This window comes from Lacicoccus alkaliphilus DSM 16010 (assembly GCF_900142805.1).
In the GTDB taxonomy this organism is placed as follows: Bacteria; Bacillota; Bacilli; order Staphylococcales; family Salinicoccaceae; genus Lacicoccus; species Lacicoccus alkaliphilus.
The window spans coordinates 46,647-63,274 of sequence record NZ_FRCF01000008.1 but is presented as its reverse complement, the minus strand read 5'-3'; the positions used below and the strand labels follow the sequence as shown (position 1 = coordinate 63,274).

The following is a 16,628-nucleotide window of genomic DNA, read 5'->3' as shown; positions in this document are numbered from 1 at the left end:
TTGATATAAAATGAAAATAAAGACTTTTCTATATACTTGAATTTTATAGCTATTTCACATAATTGTCAAAATTTTTTGGGGGTGGATCATGAGTGTCAGTCGATTTTCCCTGTGTTGCCTCATATATTTCGGCGTCCCGGGCCTTATATCCACGCACGAAGGGTATGGATACAGTAAGAATGGCTGCGGATGATATACGACAGAATTACAGGAGGCATGACTATGGAAAAAAAGGTTTTGATATCCGGCGCCGGGCCGAGCGGGCTTGCCCTTGCGATCTCTTTGAGCAGGCAGGGCACACCGTTCACCATCATAGACAGGGATGAGGGGCCCGGAACCACTTCGCGGGCAATGGCCATCCAGGCCAGAACGCTTGAACTCTATGAGCAGCTGGGTATCGTCAATAAGATAGTGATCAACGGAATGATCGTCAATGAAGTCAATTTCTTCAAAAATAAAAACCATATGGCTCAAATTCCCATGGGTCTGATCGGCCGGGAGATGAGTGAATTCCCTTATGTGCTCATCCTGCCCCAGGATGTGCATGAAAGGATACTGGTCGATGCATTGAATGAAGCGGGACATGAGGTCAGATGGCGTCATGAATTGAAGCATTTCAGGGATGACGGAGAGGTGGTGGAGGCCGAGATAGAGACGCCGGGCGGCACCGTGACTGAAGAGTACGCCTACATCTGCGGTTGTGACGGTGCCTCCAGTACTGTACGGAAAGCACTGGATATAGAATTTGCCGGCGGCACATACCACCCGGTGTTCTTTGTGGCGGATGTTGAAAGTGAGACGTTGATGGAAAGTCCGTCCATCGGCTTCCGTGATGAGAACTTCTGCCTGGGCTTTCCCATCAGGACGATCGGTCAGGTCAGGCTCATCGGCGTGATCCCCGATGAATACATGGCGGACGGGGAGGCGCCCCGCGATTTTTCAGGGATGAGGGCTCACGCAGAGAATATACTCCCGGTGAAAATAAAAAAAGTGAACTGGTACTCTGCCTACCGCTCGCACCATCGAGTGGCTGAATCATTCAGGAGGGGGCGTGTCTTTCTGGTCGGTGATGCCGGTCATGTCCACAGTCCTGCCGGCGGCCAGGGGATGAACACCGGTATCGGTGATGCGGTGAATCTGGCCTGGAAGCTGAGCGCGGTTTTAAAAGGGAGAGCGGCAGAGGGGATTCTCGACACTTATGAAGCGGAACGCATCAAATTTGCCCGTACACTTTTGAACACGACGGACCGGTTGTTCAGGTTCATGGTGAATAAGCAGCATTTGAGGAACTTTGTGATCCCCGTCTTCATCCCGCGCCTCCTGCGCTTCGATAATATGAAGGCGAGGCTGTTCAGGACGCTTTCCCAGATCCACATCGAATATCAGGAGAGCGGGCTCAGTGCGGGAGAAGCCGGGAAAGTGAAGGGCGGGGACCGTCTGCCCTGGACCGGGCGGGGCGAAGTGAACAACCACCGGCCGCTCAGATCCCTCGACTGGCAGATCCACGTCTATGGGAAATTGACGGGAGAGGTGGAGAGGCTTGCGGATGAAGCGTGCCTTTCAGTCTTTCATATGCCGTGGGATGAATCTATGAAAGGTACAGGAATAGAGGAAGACTCAATATATTTGGTGCGGCCGGACGGGTATATTTCTGCCGCAGCAAAGCATGAAAATCCCGATGCCATACGCACCATGTTGGCGGATTACCGGATTCGGGGCCTCTCCGGAGGCAAAGACGGATGAAAGTATGGAAATATGAACACCCGGGTTGAAGCTGTCTTCAACCCGGGTGTGTTTTTAACCTGCTGCACCATTATTCTCTTTTATGGTCCTGAGTATGATCGGGATGAGTATCAGGGAAAGGAGGCCGCCGGTGAGTGACAGGATTTCAAAGCCGGCGCCCGCGACCACCATGCCGGACATTGCACCGCCGGAAGCGCCGCCGAGAGCGATGAAGACATCCACAGTCCCCTGTGTTTTGGCACGGTTCGCCGGCCCGGTCGAATCGACGATCATCGCCGTGCCGCTGATCAGTCCGAAGTTCCAGCCGAGTCCGAGCAGGATGAGTGCCAATGTCATCAGAAGGACCGACCCGCCCGGTGCGAAGGCTGCAACAAGACCCGAAGCAAGTAGTGTCACACCTGCTGCCACGGCCATGAAGGGGCGTCCGAGCTTATCGACCAGGATGCCTGTGAGCGGCGAAGGCAGATACATTGCAGCAATATGGAAGCCGATGACCATGCCGATGGCCTGCAGTGTATGACCGTGGTAGCCCATATGTATCGGTGTCATCGTCATGATGGCGACCATCACGACCTGGGTCAATACCATGACGACAGCGCCGGTTGCGATGGTTCTTCTGTTCACTGCCCCGGAAGCCTGTAATTCATCTGTGTCGGGGACGGTTCTGTGTTCATTGAGTTTCAGGGCGATGAGGAACGGGTCGGGGCGCAGGAAGATGAATAAGACCAATCCTGCAATCAGGAATGCCGCAGCGGCCAGGATGAAGGGCCCGGCGAGCTCGGGGATCCCAAGGGAGCGTGCGAATCTGCCCATGACATCCACCAGGTTCGGCCCCGCTACAGCACCGAACGTAGTGGAGAACATGGCGATGCTGACTGCGGTGCCGCGCTGCTTTTTCGTCGCTAGATCCGTCCCTGCGTATCGTGCCTGCAGGTTGGTCGCCGTCCCCGCCCCATAAATGAGGAGGGAGAGGAACAGCAGGAATATACTGCCGGTCACGGCGGCAATGACGACACCGAGGGAGCCGACGCCTCCGGTGATGAAGCCTGCGGCGAGTCCCGTGCGTCTGCCGAAGCGGTTCGACAATCTCCCGACTGCGAATGCCGCCCCTGCAGAACCCAATGTGAATAATGCTGCCGGCAGCCCCGCAAGTGCATTCGTCCCGAGCATCTCCCCGGCAAGCAGTGCACCGACGGTGATGCCTGCCGCAAGGCCGGCGCCGCCGAAAATCTGGGAGATGACGACGATGATCAAAGTCCGCCTGTATAATTGCTGCCGCTTCTCCGGTGAATCCATATAGACCTGGATTGTTTCATCAGTTGCTTTCATGACACTCTCCACCTTCATTGTTATTTAAGTTGCTTCATTATTATCTGTCCTTTTCCGGGCTTTCGGGTAGACGAGGATCATCCTGAAGAATATGAGGATGAATAAAATCAACAACAGCAGACTCATATATGGGAAGGTGACGTCCAACAGCTCAAAAATGGTGAAGATGATGACGGGGTATGTCAGGGCATACACAGTCATCCTCCACAGGAGGGGATAGACCAGCTTCCTGCCGGTCAGCCGCCTGAACAGCAGGCCGAGCGATGCAAGCAGCGAGACCGCCAGAATGCCGAAAAGTATGACGAGTGACGGGTACAGTATCAGTATGATCAGATATTCCTGTGCAAACCTTCCGCTGTTCACCGAATCGGCGATGAGCTGGAGGCCGTTTGGCAGGAATATCAGTAAAAGAAGTAACAATATGTATCCGAAAAAATGTTTGGTCTTCACGCGGTTCAGTTGGAAAACAGCCCGTCGGGACGGTGCCGCGAGGCTCAGTTTCAAGACGTGCAGAATGCCCATTCGTTCAATCCTCCGTTAATATACAGCAATATTCAAGTTTAAGGTGAATGCTTTTAAATGTATATAAGCTTTTTGAATTATACCACTTTATAATCGCTTTATTCCAATCGATTTGCCTGTGTGCGTCGGCTGATTGATGGTAAAATGATTGGAAACGATGATTCAATCACGGTAAAGGAGCAGATGGAAATGAAAGAAGTTGAAGGATTCCAAAGGCCGCCGAGGGCGGAATCGATAAGGGAACTGGCGGCAGTGGCAAGAGGGGATGAGGCAGCGACACTGGTGATTAAAAATGCCAAGCTTGTCAATGTCATTTCCGGGGAGGTTCTGCCTGCCACCGATATCGCTGTAAAAAATTCGAGGATTGCGTATGTCGGGAATGACGCCACCCATACTACCGGTGAGGACACGGAAATCATCGACGCGGCGAACAGGTATGTGGCGCCGGGTTTCCTTGACGGCCACTGCCATATAGAAAGTACGCAGCTCACGCCTGCCCAGTTCTCCAGGGCGGTCATGCCACGGGGAACGACGGGCGGTTTCTTCGATGCGCATGAAATCACAAATGTCCTCGGGCTCCCGGGCCTCAGATATATGCTTGAAGAAGCGCGCCGCACACCGATGGCTGCCTACATGCAGGTGCCGTCCTCGGTCCCGTCGACAGATGCCAAGTTCGAGACGAACGGTGCTGAAATCGGCCCGGACGAAGTGGCGGAAGCTTTCTCATGGGGGGACGATGTGAATGCGCTCGGGGAAGTGATGAACTTCCCGGGTGTCGTCTACGGTGACGATAAGATGATGTCGATCCTTGAGACGACGATCAGGAACGGCAAAGTTGCGGACGGTCATTATACATGGCCGGCAGAAGACGGCGCAAAGTTGTCGGCGTATGCATCAGCGGGCATCAGCGGCGACCATGAAATCACGACGGCTGAGGATGTTGCGGCGCGTATCCGGCTCGGCATGTATGCAAAGCTCAGAAGAGGTTCTGCGTGGCTCGATGTGGAAGAGCCGATCAAAGCGTTTACGGAACAAGGGCTCGACACCAGGCGCATGATGCTGGTGACGGACGACCGCAGTCCGGAGTCCCTGATTGCAGAGGGGCATATGGATTTTGTCATCCGCCATGCCATACAGCAGGGTGTGCCGCCGGTCACAGCGATACAGATGGCCACGCTCAATACGGCAGAACGGTTCAGTGTCTCCGGTGATGTCGGTGTCATAGCACCCGGAAGGTTTGCAGATATCGTCATTCTGGAGGGCAGCCTTGCGGAAGTGGATGTCGGCATGACGATTGCTGCAGGAAAGGTCGTTGCGGAAAACGGAGAGATGACTGTAGAAGTCTCCAGCCATCCGTTGTCGGAGGAAGCGGTGAATTCCGTACATATAGGCAAAACGTTCACTGCAGATGATTTCAGGATGGAAGTGCCTGAAGGTGCACAGCATAAAGTCCGTGCGATCCAATTGATTGAAAATCAGGTGGGGACGAAAGAGCGCCACCTCGATGTGAGGAGTGTGGACGGAGAACTTCAGCTTGAAGGCGACTTAAGTTATATGACGGTGATCGAGCGTCATGGAAAGAACGGCAACCAGGCTTTCGGCATCCTGCAGGGCCTCGGTTTCAAGACGCCGGCTGCAATCGCGACCACTGTTGCACATGACAGCCACAATCTGATGGTCATCGGCAATGATCGTGAAAAAATGGCAGAAGCGGCGAACCGGGTGGTCCGCATGCAGGGCGGCATTGCCGTGGTGAGCGGATCCGGCGAAGCCCGGCTGCCGCTCCGTGTCGCAGGGCTGATATCCGATGCACCGTTTGAAGAAGTTGCAGAGCAGTCCCGGGACATTTCTGAAGCACTGGAGAAAGCCGGCTGTAATTTGAACTATGCCTTCATGACGTTATCCTTACTCGCGCTGGTCGTCATCCCTGAGATCCGTCTCTCGGATAAAGGGCTCGTCAGAATTACGGACAGCGGATTTGAAATTGTTCCATTATTTATTGGGTGATCATGAAAATATCATATCGGGGGAGAGAAAATGAACAATGAAATCAACGAATTGCTGCCATTTCTGCTGCCGCTCATTGCACTTCAGATGATCCTGATGATCACAGCGCTCGTCATGGCGGTCAGGCAAAACACATTCAGGTATATGAATAAGATGGCTTGGATCATCATCATCATCCTGTTCAACCTGGTCGGGCCGATACTGTATTTCGTTCTGGAGCGCCGATGATATGAACATACTGCAGATTGATGATCTCCACAAATCTTTCAGGGAAAATGACGTGATCAGCGGCTTGGACCTTTCGGTCGAAGAGAATACGATCTACGGCTTCATCGGCAGCAATGGTTCAGGTAAAACCACGACGATGAAGATGGTGCTCGGACTGCTGAAGCAGGATGCAGGGCAAATTCATGTAAACGGGGAGAAAGTCACGTTCGGGCACACGGCGACCAACCGCTACATCGGATTTCTGCCTGATGTGCCCGAGTTTTACGCTTACATGAATGCTGAAGAATACTTGAAGTTATGTGCTGAAATCACGGATATTAGAAAGTCCGGACAAAAAGAGCGTATCGATCATCTGTTGGCCCTTGTCGGACTTCAGGGCGTTGAAACCAGGATCAAAACATATTCACGGGGCATGAAACAGCGACTCGGCATCGCACAGGCACTGATCAATCAACCGAAACTGCTGATCTGCGACGAACCGACGAGTGCGCTGGATCCAAAAGGACGCAGAGAGATTTTAAATATACTTCAACAGATCAAAGGTGAAACGACCGTCATTTTCTCCACGCATATATTGACGGATGTGGAACGCATCTGTGATAAGGCCGGCATTTTATATGAAGGAAAGATCAGAAAGGAAATCGATTTGAAGAAAGAGGCATTGGGTGAGAAGGGCATCGTAGTGGAACTGATGCCCGAAGAATATGAGGTGCTTTCAGGTGAATTGCCCCTGGAGCGTCTGGATGAAAACAAGTACCGGGTCACCGGCCTCCCGATCGAAACAGTGTACCGGCTGCTGAACACCCATAAGATTTATCCGGACCATCTCGTGAGGGAGAGAAAAACGCTCGAGGATGTTTATCTGGAGGTGACTTCATGAACCAGGCCGCTGCATTGTTCAAAAAGGAAATGGTCGAACACATCAGGAATTTCAAACTGTTTGCGCTGATCATCGTCTTCATGATCCTGGGGGTCGTAAGTCCCCTCACGGCCCTGCTCATGCCTGATATATTGGAGGCAGTCATGGAAGATTCAGGAATCACCATTGATCTGCCGCCTGTATCTGCATTCGATTCGTACGCCCAGTTTTTCAGCAATGCCAACCAGATGGGCCTGGTCATCCTCGTCATCGTCTTCGGTAACATTATGACGCATGAATTCAGCGGGAAGACGCTGGTCAACCTGGTCACAAAAGGGCTTAAGAAATATAACATCATTCTGGTGAAATCAGCGTTTGCGGTGATGGTGTGGACTGCAGCCTATATCACCGGTGCATTGATCACGTACCTGTACACGATATATTACTGGGAGGATGAAGTTCAGCATCTCATTGCAGCATTCGCTCTGACGTGGTTGTTCGGGATTTTCCTCATCAGTGTGATCATGGCGGCCTCTGCAATATTAAAATCAAGTTTTGCAGGGGTGCTGATCACTATGCTTGCGGTGGTCATCATCATGGTGATCGCGGGCATCCATCCGGATGTCGCGGAATATCTGCCGCAATACCTCATCAGCAGCAATATGGAACTGCTGACCGGGGAGCTTGAAGCCCGAGAGGTGGTGCCTTCCGTCATCGTCACAATCGCTGCCACTCTTATAATGATTGGTGCATCGATCTTCATCTTCAATAATGTGGAGATGTAGGATGACAGGTGAACTGCAATTTTATTTTCCCATTTTTCATGAAAATGATTATAATGGGAAGTAACTTATCAGATGAGGTGGCATATATATGGATTTGATTTACAGAGGAAAGACGAAAGATGTTTATCGGAATGAGGATGGAGACACCGTCCTGTATTTCAAGGATGATATGACCGGTAAGGACGGGGTTTTCGACCCGGGTGAAAACCAGGTCGGCCTGACGGTGGAAGGTTCCGGTGAAGCGGGGCTTAAAATGACGAGCTTCTTCTTTGAGAAGTTCAATGCGGAAAATATTCCGACGCATTATATCGATGCCGATGCAGAGGCACGTGAAATGCGCGTGAAAGAAATCTCCGTGTTCGGGGAAGGGCTGGAAGTGATCTGCCGTTACAGAGCAGTGGGCAGCTTCATCCGCCGCTACGGGGATTACATTGAAGAGGGCGGAGAGCTGCCGGCTTACGTGGAAACGACGCTTAAAGACGACGAACGCGGGGACCCGCTGATCAATGAGGCGGCGCTTGAAGCACTCGGGATACTGCAGCCGGGTGAATATAAGAAGGTGGTGGACCTCACGGTGAAGATCAGTGGGCTCATCAAAGATGAACTGGCGCAGAAGGGTCTCGAACTCTACGATATCAAGCTGGAATTCGGGCGTGATCTGAAAACGGGGGAAATCCTGCTGATCGATGAACTTTCAGGCGGGAACATGCGTGTCTTCAAAGCCGGGGAAGCTGTCGATCCTTTAAAAATTGGCGAGTACCTGTTCAGTGAATAGCGTTTGAGGATGGATGAAAAAATCCATCCTTTTTCATTTTCAAAAAAGGATGGACGTATTTGAATATTATGGAGCCAAGGGGGTTCGAACCCCTGACCTTTGCACTGCCAGCGCAACGCTCTCCCAGCTGAGCTATGGCCCCGGAATCTCTTTATAGACTATATTGTAGAACATTTTTACATATAACTCAATGGTCATTTTTACAACTTGATTAAATGAGGCCCCCTCCAAAGGTCTGCCGGACTGGTTGGATTGATGCGCATCATAATATTATGTTACGCTATTCACAAATGAGTGGATTTTGCAGGCGTCATATACGTCTGATCATTGATTTGATATCAAACGTGTTGACGGATGCAGAGGAGGGAAATCATGTACAAGGAAACGATTGACGGGATGAATGACAAGGCGCTGGATAAACTGGGCATGTACAACGATTCGAAGATGAAGTACCTTGTCGCTTCCATCTTGGCAGGTGCGTATATCGGTGTCGGGGTGATCGTGCTCTTCTTCATGGGCGGGCCGCTCTATGCAGTGGATTCACCGTTTGTGAACCTCATCACGGGCATCACATTCGGTGTGGCGCTGGCGATAGTGATATGGGGCGGTTCTGAATTATTCACGAGTAATGTGATGATCATGGCATTCAGTGCCCTGTCAAAAGTGACCACATGGAAAGATACGATGATGCTCTGGATCTGGTGCTATCTCGGCAACTTCATCGGGGCGGTGGTATTTTCATACTTGATTCTCTTCAGCGGCATATTGTCGGACATCAGTATGGACGGATTCACCGTGGCGACGGCAGCCGGCAAGATGAATGACGGATTCATGAACCTGCTTGTTCAGGGGATACTGTGTAACTGGCTCGTCTGTCTGGCCATCTGGACCTCTGTACGGGCAAAAGGGGACGCGGCAAAGCTTATACTGGTGTTCGTGCTGATTTTTGCATTCGTCGCAGCCGGCTTCGAACACAGCATAGCGAACATGTCGATACTCAGCATCGCACTCCTGCACAGCGACGTTGAGGCGGTGACGATGGGCGGGTTCTTCTATAACCTCATTCCGGTCACGATCGGTAACATCATCGGCGGCGCAGTGTTCGTGTCGGGGATCTACTACTATTTGAGCAGGCCGAAGAAGTGAATATGAAGGTGATCATACTGATGGCGGGCCGGTTTTGAACCGGCCTTTTCCATTGGTTGACCGCCGTTATGATGCTAACCGAGGTCATGGGCCGTCACTGCAAGCTGGAGCAGCATGAGGTCTTTCATCTTATCCGGGTCCAGGGTCGTCAGCTTTCTGATTTTATTGATCCTGTACCTGACGGTGTTTTTATGTACGAACATCACTTTGGCCGTCGCATCATAATTTGCATTGTTATTGATGAAGGTTTTTAATGTGGTGAGGATTTCCCCGCCATTCTTTTCATCATACTCTATCACTTTATGGAGGTATTCCTTGACCAGCTTCTCGGACTCGGACCTCGGGTCCTCTGAAAACAAAATTCTTTCCACGTCCAAACGGGCGAAATCACTCATCCATAACTGCATGTCCTTCCGGGGGGCTCCCTGCGCCTCCGTCTCAGCGACTTTCAATGCCAGGAGGGCTTCTTTATAGCTGGAATTCAAAGACTCGAGCTCTGAGGTTCTGCCCAGCCCCCCAACTATTATTTTGATTTTCAGCCGTTCAGCCATCAATTTCAAATTCTTCGATATGGTCCCTTCGTCCACATCTTCGGTGACAAGCAGGATCAGATGATTTTGTGAATCGAGGCCGGTCAATGTCTTCGGCAGCAGCCAACGCAATTCATTGGTGAAGTCACCCAATATGTTCAATTTTCTTTGGGACTCCGGAAGGTCGCCTTCATTAGTGTTGTCCTCCGGACAGTCCAAAATCACAACTTTATAACGGTCTTTCATTTCCCAATCCACTTCTTTGGCACGCCTTAATATCACCTCACGCTTCAAAGTGTGTTCACTGAGCAGGGTATCAAGAAAATCATTGCGGAAATGCTGATATGTATTCGCGATCGTCCGCAGCCGCTCCGTTTCAACGGAGGTGATGATGGCCATCTGTTCCAAAGCGGCCTTTTTCCAGGCACTGAGTGGTGCGTTGAGTCCCCATACGAAGACTGTGCTGACGAGGCGGCTTGCATTGTAATTCCATCTGACGGTGAAGTCCTCCCTGTGAGTGTAGATGGTCCTCGCGGTATGGTCCGGGGCTGCAGTGATCCCGGAAATGATCTCCTCGACCTTCCCTTGTGAAAGCTCCACTCCGGAAGTGTTCACTATAAGGTTGAATGCCCGGATATAAATCGTGACAGGGCAGTCCATGAAATTTTCAAGCAGTTCGGCGAGTTCTTCCAGACTGCTGCCGTTCTTCAGGAGGGTCTGAAATCTTTTATAAACCTTATGGGTCATTTCCAGCTCATATTTTTGCTGTTTATTGATTTCGGTTATGGCAGGCACAATGATGTCAGTCCACGACGGTTCCCCCGGCAGTTCAAGGATGGGAAAATGATTTTGATCCGCAAACTTTATGACACGATCCGGGAGATAGGGGATATACCTTCCCATTTTAATACCTATCCCGGCACCTCCCCTTTTCACTACTTCATTCAAAAAGTCCCATAGGCCTTCTTTCCAATCCTTGTTGCTTGTAAAAGGGTATCCTGTGGTGACGATGAAATCCCCCGTCCTGTACCAGGGGAATGCATCCGGTGCATCTGTAATCGTAACATTGAGCACTTCATTGGACAGGCCGCTTTCCCCTGCAAGTACATTGGTCTTTCTATACACTTCAATTTCCCTCAACTGATTGATATCCATCTGCATCACCTTCCATGTCATAAAAGTAATCTGACTTATAAGAATATACAAAATACTACCTTATTTTTGTACATTTGTACAATATAATTCGTATTATACTGTGAAAAACACCTGCAATACATTTAATTCAATCATTTTATTGTAGGAAAATCCAACCAGAGAAAAAGGGGAGAGGAGAATGACAACAGACATTGCATGAATCAACGACACTGTGTCCAACTTGCATGCATCATCACTATTTTCATTCGTATTTGTAAGCGGATTCACAAAGGGATCAATCATTTGAGGGGGAAAAGATATGACAGGAGAAGTAATGAGCTTGGCAAACAGTCCTGTGTTATGGATCATCGCTTTATTTATAATCGGCATGGTCATTTTTCAGGCAATCATCTTCTATAGAATCGCCAAAGAAGCGGCTCCGGCTGCGGGGTTGAATCAGGAGGAAGTGAAAAGGGCGGCAAGGACGGGTTTCATCAGTTCCATCGGTCCATCATTCGGTATAGCAATCGTCATAATATCGCTGCTTGCCTTATTGGGTTCACCCATTACACTGATGAGGATCGGAATCGTCGGATCGGCAGCCACCGAAACCGCAGCGGCACAGATCGGCGCGAATGCCTTCGGAGTGGATTTGGGAGGGGATGGCTTCAACATGCAGGCCTTCACCACCATGGTCTGGACGATGTGTCTTGGTGGGATGGGCTGGCTGTTGTTCACCCTGTTCTTTACGAAGTCGCTGGGCAAGACTGAAAGCAAGGTCCGTAAGAAAAACCCGAAGGTGATGGCAGTGGTATCACTGGCAGCCATGCTGGGTGCATTCGGTTATCTGCTTACAGAACAGATGGTCAACGGCCTCAACTATGCAGTCGCAGCAGTCGTATCGTTGACGATCATGGTAGTGATCATGAAAGTTGCAGACAGGACAAATATCAGCTGGTTGAGGGAATGGTCACTTGGGATCTCCATGGTTTTCGGTATGGTGGGCGGATCTTTGATGACGACGTTGATGTGACTGTCAGGAGTGGGTGTATTTATTAAAAGGGGGAAAAATCAATATGGCTTTAGAAAATGTCAGTAATACAGCAGCCGGTAAACTCAGTGTTGAATCAAGCGTCAATGCCATGACCGGTATGGAATCATTCCACAATAAATCGCACTTTTGGGGGAGGCTCACTTTACTGCTGGTCATCATCGCTTCAATATCCCTGCCGATGTATTTATCATTTGTCGTCGGTGCACATCCGGGCTGGGGGCCGATTCTTGGAGGGCTGTTGGGGTATGCGGCCTTCATAGGGGTGCTGTGGTTCATAGAACCGATCACCTACTTTCCGGTGCTCGGGGTTGCAGGGACATACATAGCATTCCTGTCAGGCAACATAGCGAATTTATGTCTGCCCTCCTCATCGGCGGCCCAGAAAGCAGTCGGTGCAGAACCGGGGACGGAAAAAGCTGAAATCGCGGGGGTGCTGGGCATATCGCTGGCCTCCCTGACGAACACGGTGGTGATATTGGCGACGGTGCTTGGAGGGGCGTATGTCATCACGCTGGTTCCGGAATCGATCCAAGGGTCATTCCAATTTGTACTTCCGGCGATTTTCGGTGCAGTACTGGGGCAGTTTGCATTCAGGACACCGACGTACGGTGGAATTGCTTTGGTCATCGGCCTGCTTGTCTTCTTCTCGCCGGTGCCGTCCCTGTTGAAGATCTTAACGACGGTGGCGCTCACCATCGCTCTGATTTATTACTTTGAAAAGAGGAAAGATGACAGGCAAAGGGTCAATCAGTAACAGGAGAAGGAGAATTATGAATGATTAAAACCAAATTGACGATCAATCAGGAAAGACTTGAGAAGAGGATGGAAGCCCTCTCCAAAATCGGAAAGCTGGGGGAGACCGGTGTTTGCAGGCTGGCATTATCCAGTGAGTATAAAGAGGGCATTGAACTGGCCAGGCAGTGGATGGAAGAGGCAGGCTTGAAGACGCGTACGGATAATTTCGGAAATCTGATCGGACGGCTTGAAGGGAAAAATCCCGGGGCCCCGATATTGATGCTTGGTTCCCACCTGGACTCCCAGCCAACCGGAGGAAGGTTTGATGGTCCGATTGGAGTGCTGGGTGGTTTGGAAGTGGTTGAAACGCTGCAGGAAAATGGGTTTGAACCGGATCGGCCGATTGAAGTGATGGCATTTTGTGACGAGGAAGGTTACAGGTTCGGCATCGGCCTGTTCGGTTCAAGGGGGATCAATGGGCAGTTGCAAAATGACGAACTTGAACGCGCAGATGCTGAGGGTGTCACAAGAAGAGAGGCGTTGAAGGCGTTTGGTGCCGACCCGGATGCACTCCAATCGTCCGAATACCCGGCGGGTTCCATTGGAGATTATATAGAGATGCATATCGAACAAGGGCCTGTTCTTGAAGAGAAAGATGAACCGGTCGGAATCGTGACGGGGATTTCAGGTCCGTTATGGCTGACCGTGGAATTGACCGGTCAGGGCGGACATGCCGGGACAGTGCCCATGGCCTTGAGGAAAGATGCCCTGGTCGGTGCTTCAAAAGTGATCACCGGCCTGAGGGAGATTGTCGGGCAGCAGCCGGACGCACCGACGGTCGGAACGGTGGGGAGTATCACCGTCGAGCCGAATGCGAGGGCAATCGTGCCTGAGAAGGTGACCTTTTCAGTAGATCTGAGAGACATCGATCTTGAACGTAGGAACCGGTATGAAAAGCAGTTGAGGGCTTATATAGAAGAGGTCGCAGAAGAAAACCAGCTGGAAGTCAGGATTGAAGAAGACTCTAAAATGAATCCGGAAGCATGCAGTGAAAATATATTGGATGTCATGCGGGAACAAAGTAAGGTGATGGGGATCCCCCGGATTACAGAGCTGACCAGCGGTGCTTTTCATGACGCCCTTCCCATGGCGGAGCATTCTGAAATCGCAATGCTTTTCGTCCGTTCAAAAGATGGCATCAGCCATGATCCACGTGAGTTTTCCACATATGACGATATCGCTGTCGCAACCGAACTGATGTACAGGACGACCCTGAAGATGATGAAGAAATCATGATGACAATAAGATCAATGTTAAAAGGTGCCATTCTTTTTTATAAAGAATGGCACCTTTTAACATGGGGATCATCATTTATCCTTCCGGACGTTGAAGAAATCCCCGCCTTTTTTCTTCACATCATCTGTGCCCCAGTCGTTTGAAGCGTTCTTGTCGATAAAGTGCGGGATATGTTTTGAACAGTGGATGTAGGCTTCATGAACCGTGATCATCACCCAGCGTTCCGCACGGCCGGCATGCAGTACGGTCAATTCATCCACCGTCCCCTCATCCACGTGGACATGTAATTCATCATTCTCGATGATTTCAGCACCGCCGTTCACATGGAGGCCGATGTGATGTTCCGTGAAATCCATGAACAGCAGCCCGACATGCGGGTTCTCGGTGATATTTCCGAGCGAAGCCATGACACCATTGCCGCGGTATTCCGGGTACATGAGCCGTTGATCATCAATGATATGCACGAATCCGGGGTCGCCGGCCTTGAAAGTCGAATCACAGTTGCCTTTGGCATCACTCGTGGACATGAAGATGAAAGACTGCCGGCTGATGAAGTGCTGCATCTCCTCATTCAAAAAATCGAGCATCTGATTATTATAAAAAGCGTTTGCGCGCTTCGTTGTATTGAAACGTTCCTGTAAAGTGCGTTCACCCTGTGACATTGGATCACTCCTCATATACCGCCCATTCTACCATCAGGATAGGGGGTGATATCGCTTGAAAGGAGAAATTTATATGACAATTAAAAAAACAGAATTTTTTTAATTATCAAAAATATTATATTGTGTCCTCAATTATCATGGGTTATAATCATAACCATTCAAAAAAATTAAAGTACAGGAGAGTGGATAATGAAAATGAATTTATTCAGGAATTTCGGATTGGTTGCAGTCCTTACTATATTTCTGGCAGCTTGCAATGATGATTCGGATGTGGATGGTCAAGCGTCGGATGAAGGAAGTGATGGGGAAGGTACCAGCCAGGAAATCGCTTTTGCCACATCATCGGATGCAGTGGGCCTCTCCCCGATAGACACCAATGACTCGGTCTCTGCTTACATGCTTGAACAGATTTACGACACTTTGTTTGTACATAATCCTGAAACGATGGAAATCGAACCTCATCTGGTGGAGTCATACGAAGCCCTGGATGATACTACATGGGAATTCAAATTGTTGGAAGACATCGAGTTCCATGATGGGACACCTTTAAACGCCGAAGCCGTAAAGTATACTTTTGAGGAGCTGCTTGATGAAGAGAGGGCCGCACCGAGAGCATCATTACTTGAGTCCGTCGAGTCCATTGAAGTGGAAGATGAGTATACTGTGGTCATTCATACAGAGGAGCCATACGGTCCTTTGCTTGCGGCGCTCTCCCATGTCAATGCTTCAATCGTTTCACCTGAAGCGGATGAATCCGGGGATCTCATGACCGATCCGGTCGGTTCCGGACCTTTCAAGTTCGAATCATGGGCGAGCGGGGATAATATCGTCGTCACCAAAAATGAAAACTACTTTAAAGGTGCGCCTGATCTCGACACAGTCACCATGCACGTCATTCCGGAATACGCTTCTGCTGTGGGGATGCTGGAAACCGGGCAAGTGGAGTTCCTGCCGAACATCCCCTCGGAACATATTCCGAGGATAGAAGATATGGAAGATGTCGAGCTTGATGTGACACCTGGCACAGGCATCAATTACCTGGCTTTCAATATGGAGAGGTCGCCTTTCAATGATCTTGAATTCAGAAAAGCAGTTTCACATGCCATCGACCGGGATGAGTATGTGGATCAGTTGAATGGTGCCGGCATACAGGATAACAGTATCATAGGGCCGGAAGTGTTCGGTTATGATGAAGAAGCCCGGGATTTCGGCTATGACTATGATCCGGATGAAGCGCAAAGGATCATAGAGGAAAACAACTTCGATGAAACGCCGATAACGTTGCTTGTGGCAAACGAGGGGCACTTCGTACTCATGAGTGAAATCGTTCAGGCACAGTTGATGGAAGCGGGATTTGAAGTAAGCATCGAAATGATGGAATGGGGTGCCTTCCTTGAGCAGGCTGCGGAAGGGAATTACGAAATGGCATTCATAAGCTGGGCGAACAGTACTGCTGACGGCAGTGAACTATTCTATCCCAACCTTCACTCTGATAATATAGGCGCAACGAACCGCGCTCGATATGATAATGAGGAATTCGATGCACTCGTTGAACAGTCCCGCACGACCATCGATCAGGAAGAGCGGATGGAGCTGCTTCACGAGATAAACGAATTTGCGACAAATGATGCGGTCTGGGTGCCGATGCATCATGCAAATGTGAGTGTTGCATACCACGAATCAGTCGAAAACCTGATCATTTCTCCAAATACGAGTTTTTCACTGTACGAAGTGAGCATCGAGGAGTAAAACATTCAGCAGTATATAAAAAGACGCTGACAGCCATATTGATCATGGCTGGCAGCGTCTTTATTTTGAGAATT

General features: G+C 50.1%; 15 protein-coding genes and 1 tRNA gene. 11 read left to right on the top strand and 5 right to left on the bottom strand.

Annotation, left to right across the window (positions count from 1 at the left end; translation table 11 throughout):
* Nucleotides 1–222: 222 nt before the first annotated feature.
* Nucleotides 223–1,743: an FAD-dependent monooxygenase gene (locus BUA12_RS09320; protein WP_072710338.1), complete on the top strand. Its 1,521-nt coding sequence runs from the start codon at nt 223–225 to the stop codon at nt 1,741–1,743.
* 54 nt (nt 1,744–1,797) lie between these two features.
* On the opposite strand, the gene BUA12_RS09315 is transcribed toward BUA12_RS09320, so the two are convergent.
* Both BUA12_RS09315 and BUA12_RS09310 read right to left on the bottom strand, forming a co-directional pair.
* Nucleotides 1,798–3,072 (bottom strand): MFS transporter, encoded by a 1,275-nt coding sequence (locus tag BUA12_RS09315; protein WP_245772797.1) that lies wholly within the window; start codon nt 3,070–3,072, stop codon nt 1,798–1,800.
* A gap of 24 nt (nt 3,073–3,096) precedes the next feature.
* Nucleotides 3,097–3,594 (bottom strand): DUF1189 family protein, encoded by a 498-nt coding sequence (locus BUA12_RS09310; RefSeq protein ID WP_072710336.1) that lies wholly within the window; start codon nt 3,592–3,594, stop codon nt 3,097–3,099.
* 189 nt (nt 3,595–3,783) lie between these two features.
* On the opposite strand from BUA12_RS09310, the gene ade reads away from it, so the two are divergent.
* The 5 genes from ade (at nt 3,784) to BUA12_RS09285 (ending at nt 8,248) form a co-directional block, all read left to right on the top strand.
* The gene (gene ade / locus BUA12_RS09305) at nt 3,784–5,601 is read left to right on the top strand and encodes an adenine deaminase (RefSeq protein WP_072710335.1); all 1,818 of its coding nucleotides are present in this window, start codon (nt 3,784–3,786) and stop codon (nt 5,599–5,601) included.
* A gap of 30 nt (nt 5,602–5,631) precedes the next feature.
* Nucleotides 5,632–5,829 (top strand): PLDc N-terminal domain-containing protein, encoded by a 198-nt coding sequence (locus tag BUA12_RS09300; RefSeq protein ID WP_072710334.1) that lies wholly within the window; start codon nt 5,632–5,634, stop codon nt 5,827–5,829.
* Nucleotide 5,830: 1 nt separating this feature from the next.
* Complete coding sequence (locus tag BUA12_RS09295; RefSeq protein ID WP_072710333.1) at nt 5,831–6,709, top strand: ABC transporter ATP-binding protein; 879 nt, start codon at nt 5,831–5,833, stop codon at nt 6,707–6,709.
* On the top strand, nt 6,706–7,473 hold the full coding sequence (locus BUA12_RS09290) for an ABC transporter permease (protein WP_072710332.1): 768 nt from the start codon (nt 6,706–6,708) through the stop codon (nt 7,471–7,473). The genes BUA12_RS09295 and BUA12_RS09290 overlap by 4 nt, the downstream gene beginning before the upstream one ends.
* 88 nt (nt 7,474–7,561) lie before the next feature.
* A complete protein-coding gene (locus tag BUA12_RS09285; protein WP_072710331.1) occupies nt 7,562–8,248 on the top strand; it encodes a phosphoribosylaminoimidazolesuccinocarboxamide synthase in 687 nt (228 codons plus the stop codon).
* 69 nt (nt 8,249–8,317) lie between these two features.
* Here BUA12_RS09285 and BUA12_RS09280 read toward each other — a convergent pair.
* Nucleotides 8,318–8,390: transfer RNA gene (locus tag BUA12_RS09280), tRNA-Ala, on the bottom strand.
* 230 nt (nt 8,391–8,620) lie between these two features.
* On the opposite strand from BUA12_RS09280, the gene BUA12_RS09275 reads away from it, so the two are divergent.
* Nucleotides 8,621–9,394 (top strand): formate/nitrite transporter family protein, encoded by a 774-nt coding sequence (locus tag BUA12_RS09275; protein WP_072710330.1) that lies wholly within the window; start codon nt 8,621–8,623, stop codon nt 9,392–9,394.
* Between the two features lie 74 nt (nt 9,395–9,468).
* Here the strand turns inward: BUA12_RS09275 and BUA12_RS09270 are convergent, their stop codons facing one another.
* Entirely contained in the window at nt 9,469–11,079 is a 1,611-nt protein-coding gene (locus BUA12_RS09270) for a PucR family transcriptional regulator (RefSeq protein WP_072710329.1), read from the bottom strand.
* Nucleotides 11,080–11,377: 298 nt separating this feature from the next.
* Between BUA12_RS09270 and BUA12_RS09265 the strand changes: the two genes are divergently transcribed.
* From BUA12_RS09265 to BUA12_RS09255, 3 genes are read left to right on the top strand one after another with little or no spacing between them, the layout of a single operon-like run.
* Complete coding sequence (locus BUA12_RS09265; RefSeq protein WP_072710328.1) at nt 11,378–12,091, top strand: DUF5058 family protein; 714 nt, start codon at nt 11,378–11,380, stop codon at nt 12,089–12,091.
* Between the two features lie 43 nt (nt 12,092–12,134).
* Complete coding sequence (locus BUA12_RS09260) at nt 12,135–12,866, top strand: small-conductance mechanosensitive channel (protein ID WP_072710327.1); 732 nt, start codon at nt 12,135–12,137, stop codon at nt 12,864–12,866.
* 20 nt (nt 12,867–12,886) lie between these two features.
* Nucleotides 12,887–14,143: a M20 family metallo-hydrolase gene (locus BUA12_RS09255; RefSeq protein ID WP_072710326.1), complete on the top strand. Its 1,257-nt coding sequence runs from the start codon at nt 12,887–12,889 to the stop codon at nt 14,141–14,143.
* A 71-nt stretch (nt 14,144–14,214) separates the two neighbouring features.
* Here the strand turns inward: BUA12_RS09255 and BUA12_RS09250 are convergent, their stop codons facing one another.
* Nucleotides 14,215–14,805, bottom strand: coding sequence for a pyridoxamine 5'-phosphate oxidase family protein (locus BUA12_RS09250; protein WP_084670098.1), 591 nt, complete (start codon nt 14,803–14,805; stop codon nt 14,215–14,217).
* Between the two features lie 189 nt (nt 14,806–14,994).
* Between BUA12_RS09250 and BUA12_RS09245 the strand changes: the two genes are divergently transcribed.
* Nucleotides 14,995–16,554 (top strand): ABC transporter substrate-binding protein, encoded by a 1,560-nt coding sequence (locus BUA12_RS09245; RefSeq protein ID WP_245772796.1) that lies wholly within the window; start codon nt 14,995–14,997, stop codon nt 16,552–16,554.
* Nucleotides 16,555–16,628 lie beyond the last annotated feature (74 nt).

Coding starts and splice junctions, on each gene's coding strand:
- BUA12_RS09320 (WP_072710338.1), top strand. CDS start 223: ATGGAAAAAAAGGTTTTGATATCCGGCGCCGGGCCGAGCGGGCTTGCC.
- BUA12_RS09315 (WP_245772797.1), bottom strand. CDS start 3,072: ATGAAAGCAACTGATGAAACAATCCAGGTCTATATGGATTCACCGGAG.
- BUA12_RS09310 (WP_072710336.1), bottom strand. CDS start 3,594: ATGGGCATTCTGCACGTCTTGAAACTGAGCCTCGCGGCACCGTCCCGA.
- ade (WP_072710335.1), top strand. CDS start 3,784: ATGAAAGAAGTTGAAGGATTCCAAAGGCCGCCGAGGGCGGAATCGATA.
- BUA12_RS09300 (WP_072710334.1), top strand. CDS start 5,632: ATGAACAATGAAATCAACGAATTGCTGCCATTTCTGCTGCCGCTCATT.
- BUA12_RS09295 (WP_072710333.1), top strand. CDS start 5,831: ATGAACATACTGCAGATTGATGATCTCCACAAATCTTTCAGGGAAAAT.
- BUA12_RS09290 (WP_072710332.1), top strand. CDS start 6,706: ATGAACCAGGCCGCTGCATTGTTCAAAAAGGAAATGGTCGAACACATC.
- BUA12_RS09285 (WP_072710331.1), top strand. CDS start 7,562: ATGGATTTGATTTACAGAGGAAAGACGAAAGATGTTTATCGGAATGAG.
- BUA12_RS09275 (WP_072710330.1), top strand. CDS start 8,621: ATGTACAAGGAAACGATTGACGGGATGAATGACAAGGCGCTGGATAAA.
- BUA12_RS09270 (WP_072710329.1), bottom strand. CDS start 11,079: ATGGATATCAATCAGTTGAGGGAAATTGAAGTGTATAGAAAGACCAAT.
- BUA12_RS09265 (WP_072710328.1), top strand. CDS start 11,378: ATGACAGGAGAAGTAATGAGCTTGGCAAACAGTCCTGTGTTATGGATC.
- BUA12_RS09260 (WP_072710327.1), top strand. CDS start 12,135: ATGGCTTTAGAAAATGTCAGTAATACAGCAGCCGGTAAACTCAGTGTT.
- BUA12_RS09255 (WP_072710326.1), top strand. CDS start 12,887: ATGATTAAAACCAAATTGACGATCAATCAGGAAAGACTTGAGAAGAGG.
- BUA12_RS09250 (WP_084670098.1), bottom strand. CDS start 14,805: ATGTCACAGGGTGAACGCACTTTACAGGAACGTTTCAATACAACGAAG.
- BUA12_RS09245 (WP_245772796.1), top strand. CDS start 14,995: ATGAAAATGAATTTATTCAGGAATTTCGGATTGGTTGCAGTCCTTACT.